The following is a 16,989-nucleotide window of genomic DNA, read 5'->3' on the forward strand; positions in this document are numbered from 1 at the left end:
CCGCTACGACAAACTCGCCCGCCACTACCAGGCCCTGGTCACCATCGCCTGCCTACAACTCTGGCTCCCCTGACATTGCGGACACGACCTAGGCGGCCCCGGGCCGAGTACCGCGTCCGCACCCGCCGGGGCTCTCAGCGACCCGCCGGGGCGCTCAGCGCTCGACCTTCGTCTTGTAGCCCCGGCCCCACTGCAGTCCCCACCCGTACAGCCGGTCCAGCTCGGCCTGGAATCCGTAGACGAACTTCGCCTCGCGGCGCACGATGATCTCGTCGTTCTTGATCTTCTCGATCATGACGACGGCGCAGGAGCGCGCCTGCGGCTGGCGTTCGTCGAGGTGGATCTCGATACGCGGGCCGCTGCTCGGATAGAGGGTGACACTCGCGTGGGTGCGGTCAAAGGCGGGTGTCTGGTCGTAGATGTAGACGAAGACCAGGAGCCGCTTGATGTTGTCGCGGTGGTCGAGGTTGATGTACATCGTCTCGCCGGACCCGGAGCCGAAGCGGTCGTCGCCGCTGAGCTTGACGTACGGCGGGGCGTTGACGTCGCCGAAGTAGCCTCCGAGGGGCTGGACGACGCCCTTGGTGCCGTCCTGGAGCTCGTAGAGGCAGCCCAGGTCGAGGTCGACGTTGACCATGCTCTGGCTGTGGCCGACGACCTCGGGTGGCTTGAGCGCCCGGAAGGGATGCCGGAGCAGGCTCTCGCGCTGGGGACCGCCGATGTCGGAGGTGCGCATCCGCCAGCTCAGGTTGACGCGCAGATGGCCGTTGGCCGCGTCCTGCTTGGTGAGTGATATCTGCGAGTGCCGCTTGGTCAGCTCGATCGCGTTCGTTGCCGCGTGGCCCGAGTCGAACTGCGTGTTCCGCCCGCGCCCGAGTCCGTCGAACAGGCCCATTCCGCCCCCCACGTTCACTTGGAGACCGCAGGTCATCGCATGTCCCACGGCCGTGACGACCGACGGGGCGGCGCCGAGGACTCGCCTCGGCAGCCGCCCCGCACAGAGCGTTCCTCACCCGGAGGGGTGTCACACCCCGGACGAGACCTCAGTCTTCTCGTCCGAGCCGGCGTTTCCCTCGGCCGCCGCGATGGCGCGGTTGCGGCGCACGGAGGACCAGAAGGAGGCACCGATCAGGATGACGCCGATGGAGCCGGTGATGAACTCGTTGATCTCGTACTGGATGGTGACGAGGAGGACCATGGCGAGGGCGCCGATGGCGTAGTGGGCGCCGTGTTCCAGGTAGACGTAGTCGTCGAGGGTGCCCTCGCGGACCAGGTAGACCGTGAGCGACCGGACGTACATGGCACCGATGCCGAGGCCGAGGGCCATCAGGACGATGTCGTTGGTGATGGCGAAGGCGCCGATCACGCCGTCGAAGGAGAAGGACGCGTCGAGGACCTCGAGGTAGAGGAACATGAAGAACGCGGCCTTGCCGGCCAGCTTGACGGCCGACTTGGGCTTGCCTTCGCGGGCGGCCTTCTCCTCGGCCTTGTGCTCGCGCTCCTCCTCCTCTTCGAGCTTGTCCTCGAAGTAGCCGGAGAGGCCGCCGACGATCATGTAGGTGATCAGACCGCCGATACCGGCCAGCAGGACGGTCTCCGCCTTGTCGGCGTGGGTGCCGCCGTGCTGGTGGGCGTTGGCACCGAAGGTGATCGAGGAGATCAGCAGCACGATCAGGGCGATGCAGACCGACAGCATGTCGACCTTGCCCAGCTTGGCCAGCGGGCGCTCCAGCCAGCCGAGCCACTTGATGTCCCGGTCCTCGAAGATGAAGTCCAGGAAGATCATCAGCAGGAACATGCCGCCGAAGGCGGCGATCGACGGGTGGGCGTCGGTGACGTACTGCTGGTACTGGTCCTTGTCGGTGAGCGCGAGGTCGACGGCCTCGATCGGTCCGAGCTGGGCGCTGAGCGCGACGATCACGACGGGGAAGACCAGTCGCATACCGAAGACGGCGATCAGGATGCCGATCGTGAGGAAGATCTTCTGCCAGAAGGCATTCATCTTCTTCAGGATCCCGGCGTTGACCACCGCGTTGTCGAACGACAGCGAGATCTCGAGGACGGACAGGATCGCTACGACGCCGAACGCGGTCCACCCTCCGTAGAGAACCGCTGCGACCAGGCCGAGCGCGGTGACCGCGAACGACCACCCGAAGGTTTTCAGAACCACTGGCTACCCAATCGTGTGTGTACGGGGCTCCCCCGCGCCGTACCCGGCTTTACGAACTTTTGAAGCCGAAGTCTAGTCCGGCCCCCTCCATACCCCACCGGGCCCCGGATTTTGCTCATATCGCGTTATGAGATGTTGACTCCGAAGTCCAGCGCGATCCCCCGCAGCCCCGACGCGTACCCCTGTCCCACGGCCCTGAACTTCCATTCGCCCTGGTAGCGATAGACCTCGCCGAAGATCATCGCGGTCTCCGTGGAGGCGTCCTCGCTCAGGTCGTAGCGGGCGAGTTCCTGGCCGTCCGCCTGGTTCACGACGCGGATGAAGGCGTTGCTGACCTGGCCGAAGGTCTGGCCGCGCTCGTCTGCCATGTGGATGGAGACGGGGAACACGATCTTGTCGCACTGCGACGGCACCTTGGAGAGGTCGATCAGGAGCGACTCGTCGTCGCCGTCACCCTCACCGGTGAGGTTGTCACCGGTGTGCTCCACCGAGCCGTCCGGGCTCTTGAGCTGGTTGTAGAACACGAACCACTCGTCCCCGAGCACGCGCCCGCCGCTGCACACCAGGGCGCTGGCGTCGAGGTCGAAGGGTGCTCCGGTGGTGGAGCGCGCGTCCCAGCCGAGCCCGATCATCACCTGCGTGAGGTTCGGTGCGGCTTTGGACAGGGAGACATTGCCTCCCTTGGCGAGCGTGACGCCCATGATTCCCTCCCCTGTTGTTTCTCAGGTGGTCCTGCACGTCCGGCGCCGCACGTAAACCGTGCGGCGCCGGATGGTGAGACCTTGAGCTCGTCGGCTCAGACGTTCACACCGAAGTCCTGCGCGATGCCGCGCAGGCCCGAGGCGTAGCCCTGGCCGATGGCGCGGAACTTCCACTCCGCGCCGTGCCGGTAGAGCTCACCGAAGACCATGGCGGTCTCGGTGGAGGCGTCCTCGCTCAGGTCGTACCGGGCGATCTCGGTGCCGCCGGCCTGGTTCACGACGCGGATGAACGCGTTGCGCACCTGGCCGAAGGACTGCTGGCGGGTCTCGGCGTCGTAGATCGAGACCGGGAAGACGATCTTCTCTACGTCCGCCGGGACGGTGGCCAGGTCGACCTTGATCTGCTCGTCGTCGCCCTCGCCCTCACCGGTGAGGTTGTCGCCGGTGTGCTCGACGGAGCCGTCCGGCGTCTTGAGGTTGTTGAAGAAGATGAAGTGCTGGTCGTTGCCGACCTTGCCGGAGTTGTTCAGCAGCAGCGCGCTGGCGTCCAGGTCGAAGTCAGTGCCGGTCGTGGTGCGGATGTCCCACCCCAGACCGATGATGACCGCGGTCAGGCCCGGCGCCTCCTTGCTCAGCGATACGTTGCCGCCCTTGCTGAGGCTGACTCCCACGAGTCCTCCATTGGTGTTCTGGGGCGGGATGCCCCGTTGTGCTCGGATGTCGGATCAACGAGTCGATCCTAGTGACGGGTTCCCGCCCCACCCAGGCCCTGAAGCCTGGAATTCAGCGGTGTCGGGCACATGACGCCCGACCGGCGTCACAGGGAGTCGAGCGCCTTCACGTAGTCGTTCAGGTCGCGCGCGTCCGGCAGGCCGTTGACGACGGTCCACCGCACGACGCCCTCCTTGTCGATGACGAAGGTGCCGCGCACGGCGCAGCCCTTGTCCTCGTCGAAGACGCCGTAGGCCCGCGAGACGTTGCCGTGCGGCCAGAAGTCCGACAGCAGCGGGTACTCCAGACCCTCCTGCTCGGCGAAGACACGCAGCGTGTGGATGGAGTCGTTGGAGACGGCGAGCAGCTGGGTGTCGCGGTCGGCGAACCGCGGCAGGTTGTCGCGCAGCTCGCACAGCTCGCCGGTGCACACGCCGGTGAAGGCGAAGGGGTAGAAGAGCAGCACGACGTTCTTCTCGCCGCGGAAGTCGGACAGCTTCACGCTCGCGCCGTGGTTGTCCTTGAGCTCGAAGTCGGGGGCCTTCTCGCCGACCTGGATCGCCATCGTGGTGGGTGTCCCTTCGTGCGGCTTCACGGGTGGGGACCACCCTACGCAGGCACCGGGACAGGCCGATGGGCGGGCCGACGACTGTCGGCCCGCCCCGTCCAACGACTAACGCTTGGACTTGGCGGCCTTCGGCGTGGCCAGCCGGCTGCCGCTCCAGTCCTTTCCGACGCTGACGCTCTTGGACGCCGTCAGACCCGCCGTGGTGGCGGCCTCCGAGATGTCGCTCGGCTCCACATAGCCCGAACGGCCGGTCTTCGGCGTGAGGAGCAGGATCGCGCCGCCCTCTTCGATGTACGTGGTGGCATCGACCAGCGAGTCCGTCAGGTCGCCGTCGTCGTCACGGAACCACAGCACAACGGCGTCGGCCACGTCGTCGTAGTCCTCGTCCACCAGGTCGCTCTCGACAATGCCTTCGATGGCCTCGCGGAGTTCCTGGTCCACGTCGTCGTCGTAGCCGATCTCCTGGACCACCTGCCCGGGCTGGAACCCCAGCCTGGCGGCAGGGTTCGTCCGCTCCTCCGCGTGGTCCGCGGTCGCGCTCACGGGTTGCCTCCTGATCATGTTTTGGGAATGTCTCAGCCACGCGCGTGCGCGAAGCATTGGCCGTAGTCCACACGGGCGGGGCGGATCGCGCAAGTACCCGGCCGTTCAGACCGCCGAAACGGTGACGATCCTGGCCGTGTCACCGCAACTCCAGGCACACCATCATGGTCCGAGGTGACGTACACCACACCTTTCTGCCCTGTTTGGGCGTTTGGGAATCGTCTGTGGGTACGAGACTCGAATGTATTCACCCCATACGTCACAGAGTCGACGCGGAGCCGGGTTCCCGCCCGGGTTACCGCTCGGTAGAGATGACGTTTACGGCCCCGAGGTAGACCATGGGTGGCGGCGCAGCCCAGCGACATCGCCCAGCGACCCCAGCGAAGCAGCGGCCCCGGCACGGCCCTCCGACAGGTAAGGAACAGCGTGGCTTCCGCATCCGATCGCAACCCGATCATCATTGGCGGCCTTCCGAGTCAGGTTCCTGACTTCGATCCCGAAGAGACGCAGGAGTGGCTCGACTCCCTCGACGCCGCCGTCGACGAGCGCGGCCGGGAACGCGCCCGCTATCTGATGCTGCGGCTGATCGAGCGGGCCCGCGAGAAGCGCGTGGCCGTGCCGGAGATGCGCAGCACGGACTACGTCAACACCATCCCGACCAAGAGCGAGCCGTTCTTCCCGGGCAACGAGGAGATCGAGCGGAAGATCCTCAACGCGACCCGCTGGAACGCCGCCGTGATGGTGTCCAGGGCCCAGCGCCCCGGCATCGGCGTCGGCGGCCACATCGCCACGTTCGCGTCCTCCGCGTCCCTCTACGACGTCGGCTTCAACCACTTCTTCCGCGGCAAGGACGAGGGCGACGGCGGCGACCAGGTCTTCTTCCAGGGCCACGCCTCGCCGGGCATCTACGCCCGCGCCTTCATGCTGGACCGGCTCAGCGAGGAGAACCTGGACGGCTTCCGCCAGGAGAAGTCGAAGGCGCCCCACGGCCTGTCGTCGTACCCGCACCCGCGCCTGATGCCGGACTTCTGGGAGTTCCCGACGGTGTCGATGGGCCTCGGCCCGATCGGCGCGATCTACCAGGCGCGGATGAACCGCTACATGCACGCGCGCGGGATCGCCGACACCTCCAAGTCGCGCGTGTGGGCGTTCCTCGGCGACGGCGAGATGGACGAGCCGGAGTCGCTGGGCCAGCTCACGCTCGCCGCCCGGGAGGGCCTGGACAACCTGACCTTCGTCGTCAACTGCAACCTCCAGCGCCTCGACGGCCCGGTGCGCGGCAACGGCAAGGTCATCCAGGAGCTGGAGTCGGTCTTCCGCGGCGCCGGCTGGAACGTGATCAAGCTGGTCTGGGACCGCAGCTGGGACCCGCTGCTCGCCCAGGACCGCGACGGCGTGCTGGTCAACAAGATGAACACCACGCCCGACGGACAGTTCCAGACCTACGCCACGGAGACCGGCGCGTACATCCGCGACCACTTCTTCGGTGACGACCACCGGCTGCGGGCGATGGTCGAGGGCATGACCGACGACCAGATCCTGCACCTGGGGCGCGGCGGCCACGACCACCGGAAGATCTTCGCGGCGTACAAGGCGGCGGCCGAGCACAAGGGCCAGCCGACGGTGATCCTCGCCAAGACGATCAAGGGCTGGACGCTGGGCCCGAACTTCGAGGGCCGCAACGCCACGCACCAGATGAAGAAGCTCACGGTCGACGACCTGAAGCGCTTCCGCGACCGTCTGCACCTGCCGATCCCGGACAAGGAGCTGGAGTCCGGCGCCCCGCCGTACTACCACCCCGGCCGGGACTCGGAGGAGATCCAGTACATGCACGACCGCCGCAAGGGACTCGGCGGTTACGTCCCGACGCGTGTCGTGCGGTCGAAGCCCCTCGCACTCCCCGAGGACAAGACGTACGCGACCGTGAAGAAGGGCTCGGGTCAGCAGTCCATCGCGACGACGATGGCCTTTGTGCGGCTCCTCAAGGACCTCATGCGGGACAAGGAGATCGGCAAGCGGTTCGTGCTGATCGCGCCGGACGAGTACCGCACGTTCGGCATGGACTCGTTCTTCCCGAGTGCGAAGATCTACAACCCGCTCGGCCAGCAGTACGAGTCGGTCGACCGCGATCTGCTGCTCGCCTACAAGGAGTCGCCGAACGGCCAGATGCTGCACGACGGCATCTCGGAAGCGGGCTGCACGGCCTCGCTGATCGCGGCGGGCTCGGCCTACGCCACCCACGGCGAGCCGCTCATCCCGGTCTACGTCTTCTACTCGATGTTCGGTTTCCAGCGCACCGGCGACCAGTTCTGGCAGATGGCCGACCAGCTGGCGCGCGGTTTCGTCCTGGGCGCGACGGCGGGCCGCACCACGCTGACCGGTGAGGGCCTCCAGCACGCCGACGGCCACTCCCAGCTGCTGGCCTCCACGAACCCCGGCTGCGTGGCGTACGACCCGGCGTTCGGCTTCGAGATCGCCCACATCGTGCAGGACGGCCTGCGCCGGATGTACGGCGGCTCCGAGGAGCACCCGCACGGCGAGGACGTGTTCTACTACCTGACCGTCTACAACGAGCCGATCCAGCACCCGGCCGAGCCCGAGAACGTGGACGTCGAGGGCATCCTCAAGGGCGTCCACCGCTTCAGCGAGGGCACGAGCGGCTCCATCCCGGCGCAGATCATGGCGTCCGGTGTCGCGGTGCCGTGGGCGGTCGAGGCGCAGAAGATCCTGGCCGAGGAGTGGAACGTCAAGGCCGACGTCTGGTCGGCGACCTCCTGGAACGAGCTGCGGCGCGAGGCCGTGGACTGCGAGCGGCACAACCTGCTGCACCCCGAGGAGGAGCAGCGGGTGCCCTATGTGACCCGGAAGCTGGCCGACGCGCAGGGGCCGGTCGTGGCCGTCTCCGACTGGATGCGAGCGGTTCCGGACCAGATCGCGCGCTGGGTGCCGCAGACGTACCAGTCGCTGGGCGCGGACGGCTTCGGCTTCGCCGACACCCGTGGCGCGGCCCGCCGCTTCTTCCACATCGACGCGCAGTCGATCGTGGTGGCGGTGCTGACCGAGCTGGCCCGTGCGGGCAAGGTCGACCGGTCGGCGCTCAAGCAGGCCATCGACCGGTACCAGCTGCTCGACGTGGCGGCGGCCGACCCGGGGGCCGCGGGCGGCGACGCATGACACGCTGAACACCGTCGAGGGGTGGTGCGCGTCACGGGGACACCGTGGGCACACCACCCCTTCACTTTTCCTACGATGCCGCCATGCAGCAGCAGTCGGCCCAACTCCGTTGGGAACAGCACACCCAGCGTCCCCTCTTCGGCCTGGCCCTGGCCTTCGCCGTCGCCTACGCCGTGCCGATCGTCCGGCCGGACGCGAGCCGGGAGGTGGTGGAGGTGTGCACCGCGGTGGAGTGGGTGGTGTGGGGCGCGTTCGCGCTCGACTACGTGATCCGGCTGGCGCTCGCGGAGCAGCGGCTGAGGTTCGTACGGACGCACTGGCTCGACCTGGGCGCGGTGCTGCTGCCGGTGATTCAGCCGATGCGGCTGCTGCGGCTGGTGTCGACGCTGCTGCTGGTCGGGCAGCGGGCGCGGATGGCCTCGCAGATACGGCTCACGACGTATGTCGGCGGGGCCGTGGTCGGGTTGCTGATGTTCGGGTCGCTGGCGGTGCTGTCCGTGGAGCGGGACTCGCCGGACGGGAACATCAGGACGCTGGGTGACGCGGTGTGGTGGTCCTTCATGACGATGACGACCGTCGGGTACGGGGACCACGCGCCGACGACCGGCCTGGGGCGGATGCTGGCGGTGGGGTTGATGCTCTCCGGGATCGCGCTGCTGGGTGTGGTGACGGCGAACATCGCGGCGTGGTTCATCGCGCGGTTCGAGAAGGACGACGTGGAGGAGCGGCGGCAGACGGAGGCGATACGGGAGCTGGCGGAGGAGGTGCGGGCGTTGCGGGGGGAGTTGGCGGCGCTGAAGGGGACGCCGGTGGAGTAGGACGGAACACAAAGGTGGCCCCCGGCTGAACCGCCAGGGGCCCTTCCCTTGTTCACCGGGTGCGGGTCAGAACATGCCCATGCCCGGTGTGGCCGCTCCTGACAGCCAGATGATGGCCAGGAGCGTGTCGATGGCGCCCAGGACCAGTGCCACCACGGCCGTGGCCGGGCGGGAGCCCGACCAGGTGCGGCCCATGGCGAGCCAGCCGCAGACGATCGCCGCGGGGCCGAGGATGATCCCCAGCACGAAGAATCCGACGACCGCGCAGATGACTCCGATGATTCCGAGCGTCGCGCGATCCGTCCCGGTCCGTGACCACGTCCGGCCACGTGAGCGGGGGTGCCTGCGCGTACCGTGTCCGAAGCTCGCCATCATCAACTCCCGAAGACCCTGGGTTGGTTGGGGTTGGTTCGAGTACGGCATGGCGAGTACCCACGCTGCGAGGCTCAATCCTGCTGCCTGCGCGCTGCCCCCCTCCGGCAGCGCGCCGCAGCGACCGTCCCCCATGCCCTGCGGAGGACTTGACCCACTGTGACCTGCGAGGCCCGCCGGAGGGGAGGGGTCAGCGGTCTTGTTCACCCTGATGAGCGAACGCCCCGTCAGGAGCCGTCAGATGTGCGCCGCTCCGGCGCCGGCTTCCGCGTTCTCGCCGCGCTTGGTGAGGAACGCCACCAGCACGGCGACCACGGCGACCCCGGCGGCCACGAGGGACGCCGCGCTCATGCCGGAGATGAACGTGTCGTGCGCGACGCCCGTGATCTTCGCGGCGATCGCGTCCGGCGTGCCCGGCGCCAGCGGCGGGACACCGACCTGGACGGCCTCGGACGCCTGGTGCTCCTGCTCCGGCGTCAGCGGCGGAAGCCCCGCCTTCGTCCAGTTGTCCGGGAGGTCGCTGTTGACCTTGGAGGCCATCACCGCGCCCAGCACGGCCGTACCGAGGCTGCCGCCGATCTGCATGGCGGCCTGCTGGAGACCGCCGGCCACGCCCGAGAGCTCCATCGGCGCGTTGCCGACGATGACCTCCGTGGCACCGACCATGACCGGCGCGAGGCCGAAGCCGAGCAGGGCGAACCAGAGCGACATGACGCCGCTGCCGGTGTCCGTCTCCAGGGTCGACATCCCGTACATGGCGATCGCGGTGAACGCCATACCGCCGGCGAGCGGGACACGGGGACCGAACTTGGTGATCATCGCGCCGGCCAGCGGCGAGCCGACGATCATCATGCCGGTGAGCGGCAGCAGGTGCAGGCCCGCGTCGATCGGGCTCATGCCGTGCACGTTCTGGAGGTAGAACGTCACGAAGAACAGGCCACCCATGAAGGCGATGGCCATCAGCACCATCAGCACGACACCGGCGGACAGGGCCACCGAGCGGAACAGCGCGAGCGGGATCAGCGGCTCCTTCACCTTCGTCTCCCAGAAGGCGAACACCACGAAGCACAGCACGGAGGCGCCGAGGAACGACAGCGTCTTGACGTCGCCCCAGCCCCACTCGGACGGCGGGGCCTTGATGAGCGCCCACACCAGGCAGAACACGGCCGTCGACAGCAGGGCGATGCCCAGGAGGTCGAAGGAGCGCGGGGCGTTCTCGGCGCGGTGGTCGAGCAGGATCAGCACACCGAGGACGACGGCGAGGACGCCGACCGGCACGTTGATGAAGAACACCGACTGCCAGTTGACGTGCTCGACGAGCACACCGCCGAGGATCGGGCCGCCCGCGGTGGACGCGCCGATGACCATGCCCCAGATGCCGATCGCCATGTTCAGCTTCTCGGCGGGGAAGGTGGCCCGCAGCAGGCCGAGCGCGGCCGGCATCAGCAGCGCGCCGAACAGGCCCTGGAGGACGCGGAAGACGACGACGAACGCGATGCTGTCGGACAGGCCGATCGCGCCCGAGGCGGCGGCGAAGCCGACAACGCCGATGAGGAAGGTCTGCCGGTGGCCGAAGCGGTCGCCGAGCTTGCCCGCGGTGATCAGGGAGACCGCGAGGGCGAGGAAGTACCCGTTGGTGATCCACTGGACCTCGGCGAAGGTGGCGCCGAGGTCCTTCTGTATGGCCGGGTTGGCTATGGCCACGATGGTGCCGTCGAGGGCCACCATCATGACCCCCACAGCGACGGTGATGAGGGTGAGCCAGGGGTGCCCTCGCAGCCCCTTGCCCGGCGTCGCGTCCGACGGTGCCGCCGGTGGCTTGCCCCCCGACCCCGTCTTGTCGATGGTGGTCTGACTAGTCATGCGCCGAGGCTAATGACAGCCACTGACAATTGACAAACCAATTCACTAGTCGGTAACTGACATGACATCCCCGTATAGCCTGAACTGGGAAAACACTTCAGACGAGAGGAACGGAACGCCTTGAACCTGCGCGAACGGAAGAAGCAGCGCACCCGGGACGCGCTGCTGCGAGCCGCTCTGGAGCTGTTCGCGACGCGCGGGTACGACGAGACCACCGTCGACGACATCGCCGCCGCCGTCGACGTCTCGCAGCGCACCTTCTTCCGCTACTTCGCGGGCAAGGAGGAGACGGCCTTCTTCGTGCCGCGGCTCGCGGAGGGGCTCGTCGTCCAGGCCCTGCGGGTGCGCCCGCCGGGCGAGCCCCCGCTGGAGGCGCTGCGCCGGGCCGTGCTGGAGAGCTGGGACACGATCAACGAGGCCGTCGAGGAGATCGTGCCGATCGATCTCCATCTGCGCGTCTACCGGGTGATCGAGTCGACGCCCGCGCTGTTCGCCGCCCATCTGCGACGGTCGGCGGAACTGGAGGAGCAGCTCGCGCGGATCATCGCCGAGCGCGAGGGGCTGGACGTGGACGCGGATCCGCGTCCGAGGATCGTCGTGGCGCTGTTCGGCGGCGTGATTCGTGTCACCGAGCGACTGTGGTCCGCGGGGGACGAACTCAGCCTCGCGCGAATGCGTCAACTCACCACGACATACCTGGATCAGGTGGGTCCCGCACTGGCCGCGAACTGGCGCACAGAGCAGTCCCCTTAGCGCGTACACCGAAACGTGATCCCGGTCACTTGGTTAACGCGAGACCCTCTCGTTCTCCTAGTGTGTCCTTTCAGTGACTTCCTTCGACACCACCCCGCAATTGAACGTCTGGCGCGCACTGCTCGCTCTGGCCGTCGTGTTCGTGATGCTGGCGACCACCGGCTGGACGGCCCTGCGCAACCAGCGGGGCGACACGCCGCTCCAGGCCTCGCTCTCCGCCTGGGAGGACGGCCGGATCGGCGGTCACGAACTACCGGACCCCGAGGCCCAGCCGAAGAAGCTGGCCCGCTTCTTCGCCTCCCTCACCGCGCAGGACCGCGCGAGCCTGGTCCGCAAGTATCCGCTCGCGGTCGGCAACATGAACGGCGCCCCGGTCGAGCTGCGCTATCGCGCCAACCGCCTCGCGCTCGAACAGGCGCGCAAGGTCGAGCGGGAACGCATGCACGACAGCCGTCTCACGGCGGTCGGGCAGCAGGAGGCCGGCCGGAGGATGCACCGCTTCGAGGACCTCATGGAGCCGGGCCGTCACATCCTCGCCTTCGACCCGGAGGGCTCGGGCCGGGTGGCGGAGGTCTTCGGCGATCTGCGCGGGGCGGACCGGGTCTCGGTCGTCGTACCCGGCGTGGACACCGACCTGCTCACCTTCCAGCGCACCCAGCGCAAGTACTCGGCGCCCGTCGGCATGGCCGAGTCGCTGCACGCGGCCGAGCGGAAGGCGAGCCCCTCGACCCGTACGGCCGTGATCGCCTGGGCCGACTACACGGCCCCCAGCGGGCTCGGCATCGACTCGGCCACGGCGATGCGCGCCGCGGAGGGTTCCGTACGACTGAACGCGCTGGTGCGGGCGCTGCCCGGCGACAAGCCGGTCTCGCTGTTCTGCCACAGCTACGGCTCCGTGGTGTGCGGGGTGGCGGCGCGTTCGCTGCCGGCCAAGGTGTCCGACATCGCGGTGGCCGGCAGCCCCGGCATGCGCGTCGAGAAGGCCGCCCAACTGCACACCAGCGCCCGGGTGTGGGCCATGCGGGACAGCGACGACTGGATCCAGGACGTGCCGTACCTGGAGGTCGGCGGTCTCGGCCACGGGGCCGACCCGGTGTCCGCCGCGTTCGGTGCGCGGGTGCTGTCGGCGCAGGGCGCGAAGGGTCACGCCGGCTACTTCGAGCCGGGTACGGCAAGTCTGATGAATTTCGCAGAGATCGGCGTTGGCGCATACCGCTCGGTGCACTGCGCGCACGAAGACGGCGTCTGCCGGACCGGTTTGTCCGGCACGGCGGCGGCCTGACGCGCGTAGAGACGAAGAAATCGCGGTCTGCTCGGGAGGGGGACGGAGGAGCGCGTGCCGCATACGATGAGCCGCATGGGTGACGTACTGGCCGGATTTCATGCCGCCTGGGAGTTCGAGTCCGACTCCGTGCTCATCCGCTACGAACGGGGGATTCGAACACCGAAGCTCTTTCAGGCGCTCGGGGAACGCCGTGTTCCCCTGGACGCGATCGCCGGGGTGACGCTGACCCGCGGGAAACGCGGCACGGTCGTGCTGCGCGTCGAGCCGCGGCCCGGTGCGGACCCTCTGATGGAGGCGGCCGCCGGACAGCTGAAGGAGAGCGGCGACCCCTACCGGCTGGTGATGCCCGCCGACCGCGAGGTGCTCGCGGAGTACTACGCCGACGAACTGCGGTCGCTGCTGACGGAGTCCGAGTCCGGGCCCGCGGAGCGGTTCCTCGTGGAGCCGCCCAAGGGGCCGTTGTCGTTCAAGGCGTACGACGGGAAGGCCTCGTTCGACGGCCGGACGGTCAACTTCCGGTGGTTCTGGACGGGGGCGTCGTCGGCGAAGTGGAAGGCCGGCGACCAGACCTTTCCCGTCGGGGAGCTGAACGGGGTGGAGTGGCGTTCGCCCGAGGTGTTCGAGGGGCATCTGCGGTTGCTGCACCGGGAGACGAGCGGGGCGGCCGCGCAGGCCGACCAGGACCCCGCCGCGGTGGTGTTCGGGCTGGGGTACGGGCCGGTGCACGAGTCACTGCCGTTCGCGGCGGCGGTGTTGGCGGCGGTGCGGACGTCTCAGCCGGTGGCCGCGGTGTCCGCGGCCGGGCCGCGCCGTGATCCCGCCGATATCGCCGAGCGGATTCGGCATCTCGGGGAGTTGCATCAGGCCGGGCTGGTGACTGATGAGGAGTTTTCGGTCAAAAAGGCCGAGTTGTTGTCGGAGCTCTAGCGTGTGCGGGGTGCTGCGCGCCGGCGGGTGCGGGTTGTGGGTGGCCGGTCGCGCAGTTCCCCGCGCCCCTAGGGCGTCTTACTACTCCCTGCCTGCAGAGGTGAAGGCCATGTCCGCGTAGCGGTTGCCTGCCACCTTGGCTGCGATCGGGTCCAGGAGGGACAGTTCGTCGTCGGTGAGGACGATCCTGGTCGCCGCCGTGTTCTCCTCCACCCTGGACGGCTTGCGGGTGCCCGGGATCGGGATGACCGGGAGGCCGTGGAGGGATGCCTGCTGGTGGGCCCAGGCCAGGGCGATCTGGCCGACCGATGCGTCGTGGGCCTCGGCGATCGCGCGGATGGGCTCCAGCAGGGCCCCGTTGGCTGCGGCGTTGTCGCCGGTGAAGCGGGGCTGCTGGCGGCGGAAGTCGCCCGACGACAGGTCCTCGGCGCTGGCGAAGGACCCCGTGAGGAAGCCGCGCCCCAGCGGGGAGTACGCGACGAGGGTCACACCCAGCTCGCGCGCCGCCGGGACGACGTTCGTCTCGATGTCCCGGCTGAAGAGCGACCACTCCGACTGCACGGCGGCGATGGGGTGGACGGCGTGGGCGGCGTGGAGTTCGCCGGCCGTGACCTCGCTCAGGCCGAGGTGCTTGACCTTGCCCTCGCGGACCAGCTCGGCCATGGTGCCGACGCTCTCCTCGATCGGCACGTTCACATCGCGCCGGTGCATGTAGTAGAGGTCGATGACGTCGACGTCCAGGCGCTTCAGGCTCGCTTCGACGGCCTCGCGGATGTAGGGCGGGTCGTTGCGGATGATGCGCCGGGTCGGGTCGTCCGGCGGGATCGCCAGGGCGAACTTGGTCGCGATGACGACCTCGTCGCGGTGAGCCTTGAAGAACGGCGACAGGAACCGCTCGTTCTCCCCGGCTCCGTAGGCGTCGGCCGTGTCGTAGAGGGTGACGCCGAGTTCCAGTGCCCGTTCCAGGGTCGCCCGGGACGCGTCGGCGTCCGAGGGGCCGTAGCCGAAGTTCATGCCCATGCAGCCGAGGCCCTGGACACCCACCTCGGGGCCGTCGTCGCCGAGCTTCGCCGTCGTGATCCTGCCGTCCGTCATCGGGACCTCTCCGACGCCAGGGCCTGCCCGGCGTCCGCGTAGAAACTGATCTTCCTGTCGAGCACGGCGAGCGTGCCGCGGAGTTCGTCGATCCTGGCCAGGACGTCCTCCCGGGTCGTCTTGAGCAGATCGAAGCGCTCGCCGTAGGTGTGGTCGCCCTCGCGCACCAGTTCCGCGTACCTGACCATGTCGGCGACCGGCATGCCCGTCAGGCGGAGCTTGCCGACGAGGTCGAGCCAGTCGAGGTCGCGGTTGGTGTAGCGGCGCTGGCCGGTGTGGGACCGGTCGATGTGCGGCATCAGGCCGATGCGCTCGTACCAGCGCAGGGTGTGCGCGGTCAGGCCGGTGAAGGCGGCGACCTCGCTGATCGTGTACCTGTCCTCGCCGTCCGGGCGCCGTTCGTACTGCGGCGGGCCGGCGCAGGTGTCGGTCCTGGTCCCCGTGGTCTCCATCACCGTCATGCCCCCAACGCTAGAACCTTGGAGCGCACTCCAAGCAAGCGCCGACGGTAAGAAATCGGCAGGACGTTTCTTGATCCGTCTGGTTAGCGTACGGACTCATGAGTTCTGTACGCCGTGCCCTGCCCGAGGACGCCGAGGAAGTCCTGCGGCTGCGCCAAATCATGATCGACTCGCTGTTCGCAAGCGACCCGTCCACCCGCTGGCACGGGGAGTCCCTGCCCACCCTGAAGACCAAACTGGGCGAGTCGGGCGGGGACTTCGTGGCGTTCGTCGTGGACCACCCGGAACGGCCCGGGGCGCTGGCGTCGCTGGTGGCCGGGACGATCGACTACCGCATCGGGAAGTCGGGCGACCCGCAGGGCAAGGTGGGTTTCGTGTTCAGCGTCGCCACCGACCCGGACGCCCGGCGCCGCGGGTACGCACGCGCGTGCATGCAGACCCTGCTGGAGTGGTTCCGCAGGCGCGGCGCCCGGCGCGTCCAGCTCACCGCCTCGCCGGAGGCCGAGCCGCTGTACGTCTCCCTGGGCTTCCGGCCCAAGCCCGACCCCTTGCTGGAGCTGACGCTCTGAGCGCAAGGACCCCTTAGGCTCGAACGCATGTCGCTGAAGAGCCTCGCATTGATCGAGAACTGGCCGGTTCCCACCGCTGCGGCGGGTGTCGTACGGGCGGACGGCACCGTCCTCGGCACCCACGGGCCGGCCGGGCGGCCGTTCCCGCTCGCGTCGGTGACCAAGCCGCTCGCCGCGTACGCGGTGCTCGTGGCGTACGAGGAGGGGGCGGTCGAACTCGACGAGCCCGCCGGTCCGGCCGGGGCGACGGTCCGGCACCTGCTCGCGCACACCTCGGGCCTCGCCTTCGACGAGCACAAGGTCACGGCCCCGCCCGGGGAGCGGCGGCTGTACTCGAACGCCGGTTTCGAGCAGTTGGGCGACCACCTCGCGAAGGCGACCGACATTCCGTTCGGGGAGTATCTGCGGCAGGCCGTGCTGGAGCCGCTGGGGATGGCCTCGACGACCCTGGAGGGCTCTCCCGCCAAGGACGGGGTGTCCACGGTCGAGGACCTGCTGCGGTTCGCGGCCGAGGTGCAGGCACCGCGGCTGCTGGACCCCCGTACGGTCGCCGAAGCGATGACGGTGACCTACCCGGGCACGAAGGGCGTCCTGCCGGGATACGGCCACCAGAACCCCAACGACTGGGGGCTCGGATTCGAGATCCGCGACTCCAAGTCGCCGCACTGGACGGGGTCCTCGTCCTCGCCGCGCACGTTCGGGCATTTCGGGCAGTCCGGTACGTTCCTGTGGATCGACCCCGACGCGCGTGCCGCGTGCGTGGCGCTGACGGACCGGGCGTTCGGGCCGTGGGCGGTGGAGGCGTGGCCGGCGTTCACGGACGCGGTGCTCGCCGACCTCTAGGCCGTAGCGCCTAGGTGTGCTGTCCGGGGACGTTGGTGACAGGCGACACGCCTTGAGCGGTCCTTGAACGAGGTGAGGGCCTCTGGTTTCGGTGTGGATTGCGACATCTACAACCGGCACCCAGGAGGCCCTCGTT

17 protein-coding genes are annotated in these 16,989 nt (G+C 68.6%); 7 read left to right on the plus strand and 10 right to left on the minus strand.

All coding sequences use genetic code 11. The features are described 5' to 3' along the window. Nucleotides 1-154 precede the first annotated feature (154 nt). The 6 genes from ACFZBT_RS40220 to ACFZBT_RS40245 all read right to left on the minus strand — a co-directional run bounded on the left by ACFZBT_RS40220 (nt 155) and on the right by ACFZBT_RS40245 (nt 4,693). On the minus strand, nt 155-895 hold the full coding sequence (locus ACFZBT_RS40220) for a Tellurium resistance (RefSeq protein WP_391115369.1): 741 nt from the start codon (nt 893-895) through the stop codon (nt 155-157). Between the two features lie 129 nt (nt 896-1,024). Continuing rightward, nucleotides 1,025-2,170, minus strand: a complete 1,146-nt coding sequence (locus ACFZBT_RS40225) for a DUF475 domain-containing protein (protein WP_391115372.1) — start codon at nt 2,168-2,170, stop codon at nt 1,025-1,027. Between the two features lie 125 nt (nt 2,171-2,295). Then, nucleotides 2,296-2,871, minus strand: a complete 576-nt coding sequence (locus tag ACFZBT_RS40230) for a TerD family protein (protein WP_391115375.1) — start codon at nt 2,869-2,871, stop codon at nt 2,296-2,298. Nucleotides 2,872-2,966: 95 nt separating this feature from the next. Continuing rightward, entirely contained in the window at nt 2,967-3,542 is a 576-nt protein-coding gene (locus ACFZBT_RS40235; protein WP_184592174.1) for a TerD family protein, read from the minus strand. A gap of 146 nt (nt 3,543-3,688) precedes the next feature. Further along, nucleotides 3,689-4,147 carry a redoxin domain-containing protein gene (locus ACFZBT_RS40240; RefSeq protein ID WP_391115412.1) on the minus strand — a complete coding sequence of 153 codons (459 nt, stop codon included), beginning with the start codon at nt 4,145-4,147 and terminating at the stop codon, nt 3,689-3,691. Nucleotides 4,148-4,255: 108 nt separating this feature from the next. Next, a complete protein-coding gene (locus tag ACFZBT_RS40245) occupies nt 4,256-4,693 on the minus strand; it encodes a DUF3052 domain-containing protein (RefSeq protein ID WP_039932421.1) in 438 nt (145 codons plus the stop codon). Nucleotides 4,694-5,119: 426 nt separating this feature from the next. Here ACFZBT_RS40245 and aceE point away from each other — a divergent pair, with 426 nt between their 5' ends. Beyond that, entirely contained in the window at nt 5,120-7,867 is a 2,748-nt protein-coding gene (gene aceE / locus ACFZBT_RS40250; protein WP_391115380.1) for a pyruvate dehydrogenase (acetyl-transferring), homodimeric type, read from the plus strand. A gap of 83 nt (nt 7,868-7,950) precedes the next feature. Further along, entirely contained in the window at nt 7,951-8,685 is a 735-nt protein-coding gene (locus tag ACFZBT_RS40255; protein WP_391115384.1) for an ion channel, read from the plus strand. 66 nt (nt 8,686-8,751) lie between these two features. Here ACFZBT_RS40255 and ACFZBT_RS40260 read toward each other — a convergent pair whose 3' ends face one another. Together ACFZBT_RS40260 and ACFZBT_RS40265 are read right to left on the minus strand one after the other, a co-directional pair. Further along, entirely contained in the window at nt 8,752-9,060 is a 309-nt protein-coding gene (locus ACFZBT_RS40260; RefSeq protein ID WP_391115387.1) for a small hydrophobic protein, read from the minus strand. 234 nt (nt 9,061-9,294) lie between these two features. Further along, complete coding sequence (locus ACFZBT_RS40265; RefSeq protein WP_391115391.1) at nt 9,295-10,920, minus strand: DHA2 family efflux MFS transporter permease subunit; 1,626 nt, start codon at nt 10,918-10,920, stop codon at nt 9,295-9,297. 120 nt (nt 10,921-11,040) lie between these two features. On the opposite strand from ACFZBT_RS40265, the gene ACFZBT_RS40270 reads away from it, so the two are divergent. The 3 genes from ACFZBT_RS40270 (at nt 11,041) to ACFZBT_RS40280 (ending at nt 13,885) form a co-directional block, all read left to right on the plus strand. Continuing rightward, a complete protein-coding gene (locus ACFZBT_RS40270; RefSeq protein ID WP_391115394.1) occupies nt 11,041-11,673 on the plus strand; it encodes a TetR family transcriptional regulator in 633 nt (210 codons plus the stop codon). Between the two features lie 73 nt (nt 11,674-11,746). Beyond that, nucleotides 11,747-12,955 (plus strand): alpha/beta hydrolase, encoded by a 1,209-nt coding sequence (locus tag ACFZBT_RS40275; RefSeq protein ID WP_391115397.1) that lies wholly within the window; start codon nt 11,747-11,749, stop codon nt 12,953-12,955. A gap of 66 nt (nt 12,956-13,021) precedes the next feature. Then, entirely contained in the window at nt 13,022-13,885 is an 864-nt protein-coding gene (locus ACFZBT_RS40280) for a DUF4429 domain-containing protein (RefSeq protein WP_391115415.1), read from the plus strand. An 81-nt stretch (nt 13,886-13,966) separates the two neighbouring features. Here the strand turns inward: ACFZBT_RS40280 and ACFZBT_RS40285 are convergent, their stop codons facing one another. Further along, nucleotides 13,967-14,980: an aldo/keto reductase gene (locus tag ACFZBT_RS40285; protein ID WP_391115400.1), complete on the minus strand. Its 1,014-nt coding sequence runs from the start codon at nt 14,978-14,980 to the stop codon at nt 13,967-13,969. After that, on the minus strand, nt 14,977-15,441 hold the full coding sequence (locus ACFZBT_RS40290; protein ID WP_391115403.1) for a MerR family transcriptional regulator: 465 nt from the start codon (nt 15,439-15,441) through the stop codon (nt 14,977-14,979). The genes ACFZBT_RS40285 and ACFZBT_RS40290 overlap by 4 nt, the downstream gene beginning before the upstream one ends. Before the next feature lie 98 nt (nt 15,442-15,539). Here ACFZBT_RS40290 and ACFZBT_RS40295 point away from each other — a divergent pair, with 98 nt between their 5' ends. Together ACFZBT_RS40295 and ACFZBT_RS40300 are read left to right on the plus strand one after the other, a co-directional pair. Further along, on the plus strand, nt 15,540-16,010 hold the full coding sequence (locus tag ACFZBT_RS40295; RefSeq protein WP_391115406.1) for a GNAT family N-acetyltransferase: 471 nt from the start codon (nt 15,540-15,542) through the stop codon (nt 16,008-16,010). Between the two features lie 27 nt (nt 16,011-16,037). After that, nucleotides 16,038-16,853 carry a serine hydrolase gene (locus ACFZBT_RS40300; RefSeq protein ID WP_391115409.1) on the plus strand — a complete coding sequence of 272 codons (816 nt, stop codon included), beginning with the start codon at nt 16,038-16,040 and terminating at the stop codon, nt 16,851-16,853. Nucleotides 16,854-16,989 lie beyond the last annotated feature (136 nt).

The organism is Streptomyces sp. NPDC008137 (assembly GCF_042957035.1).
Classification (GTDB): Bacteria; Actinomycetota; Actinomycetes; order Streptomycetales; family Streptomycetaceae; genus Streptomyces.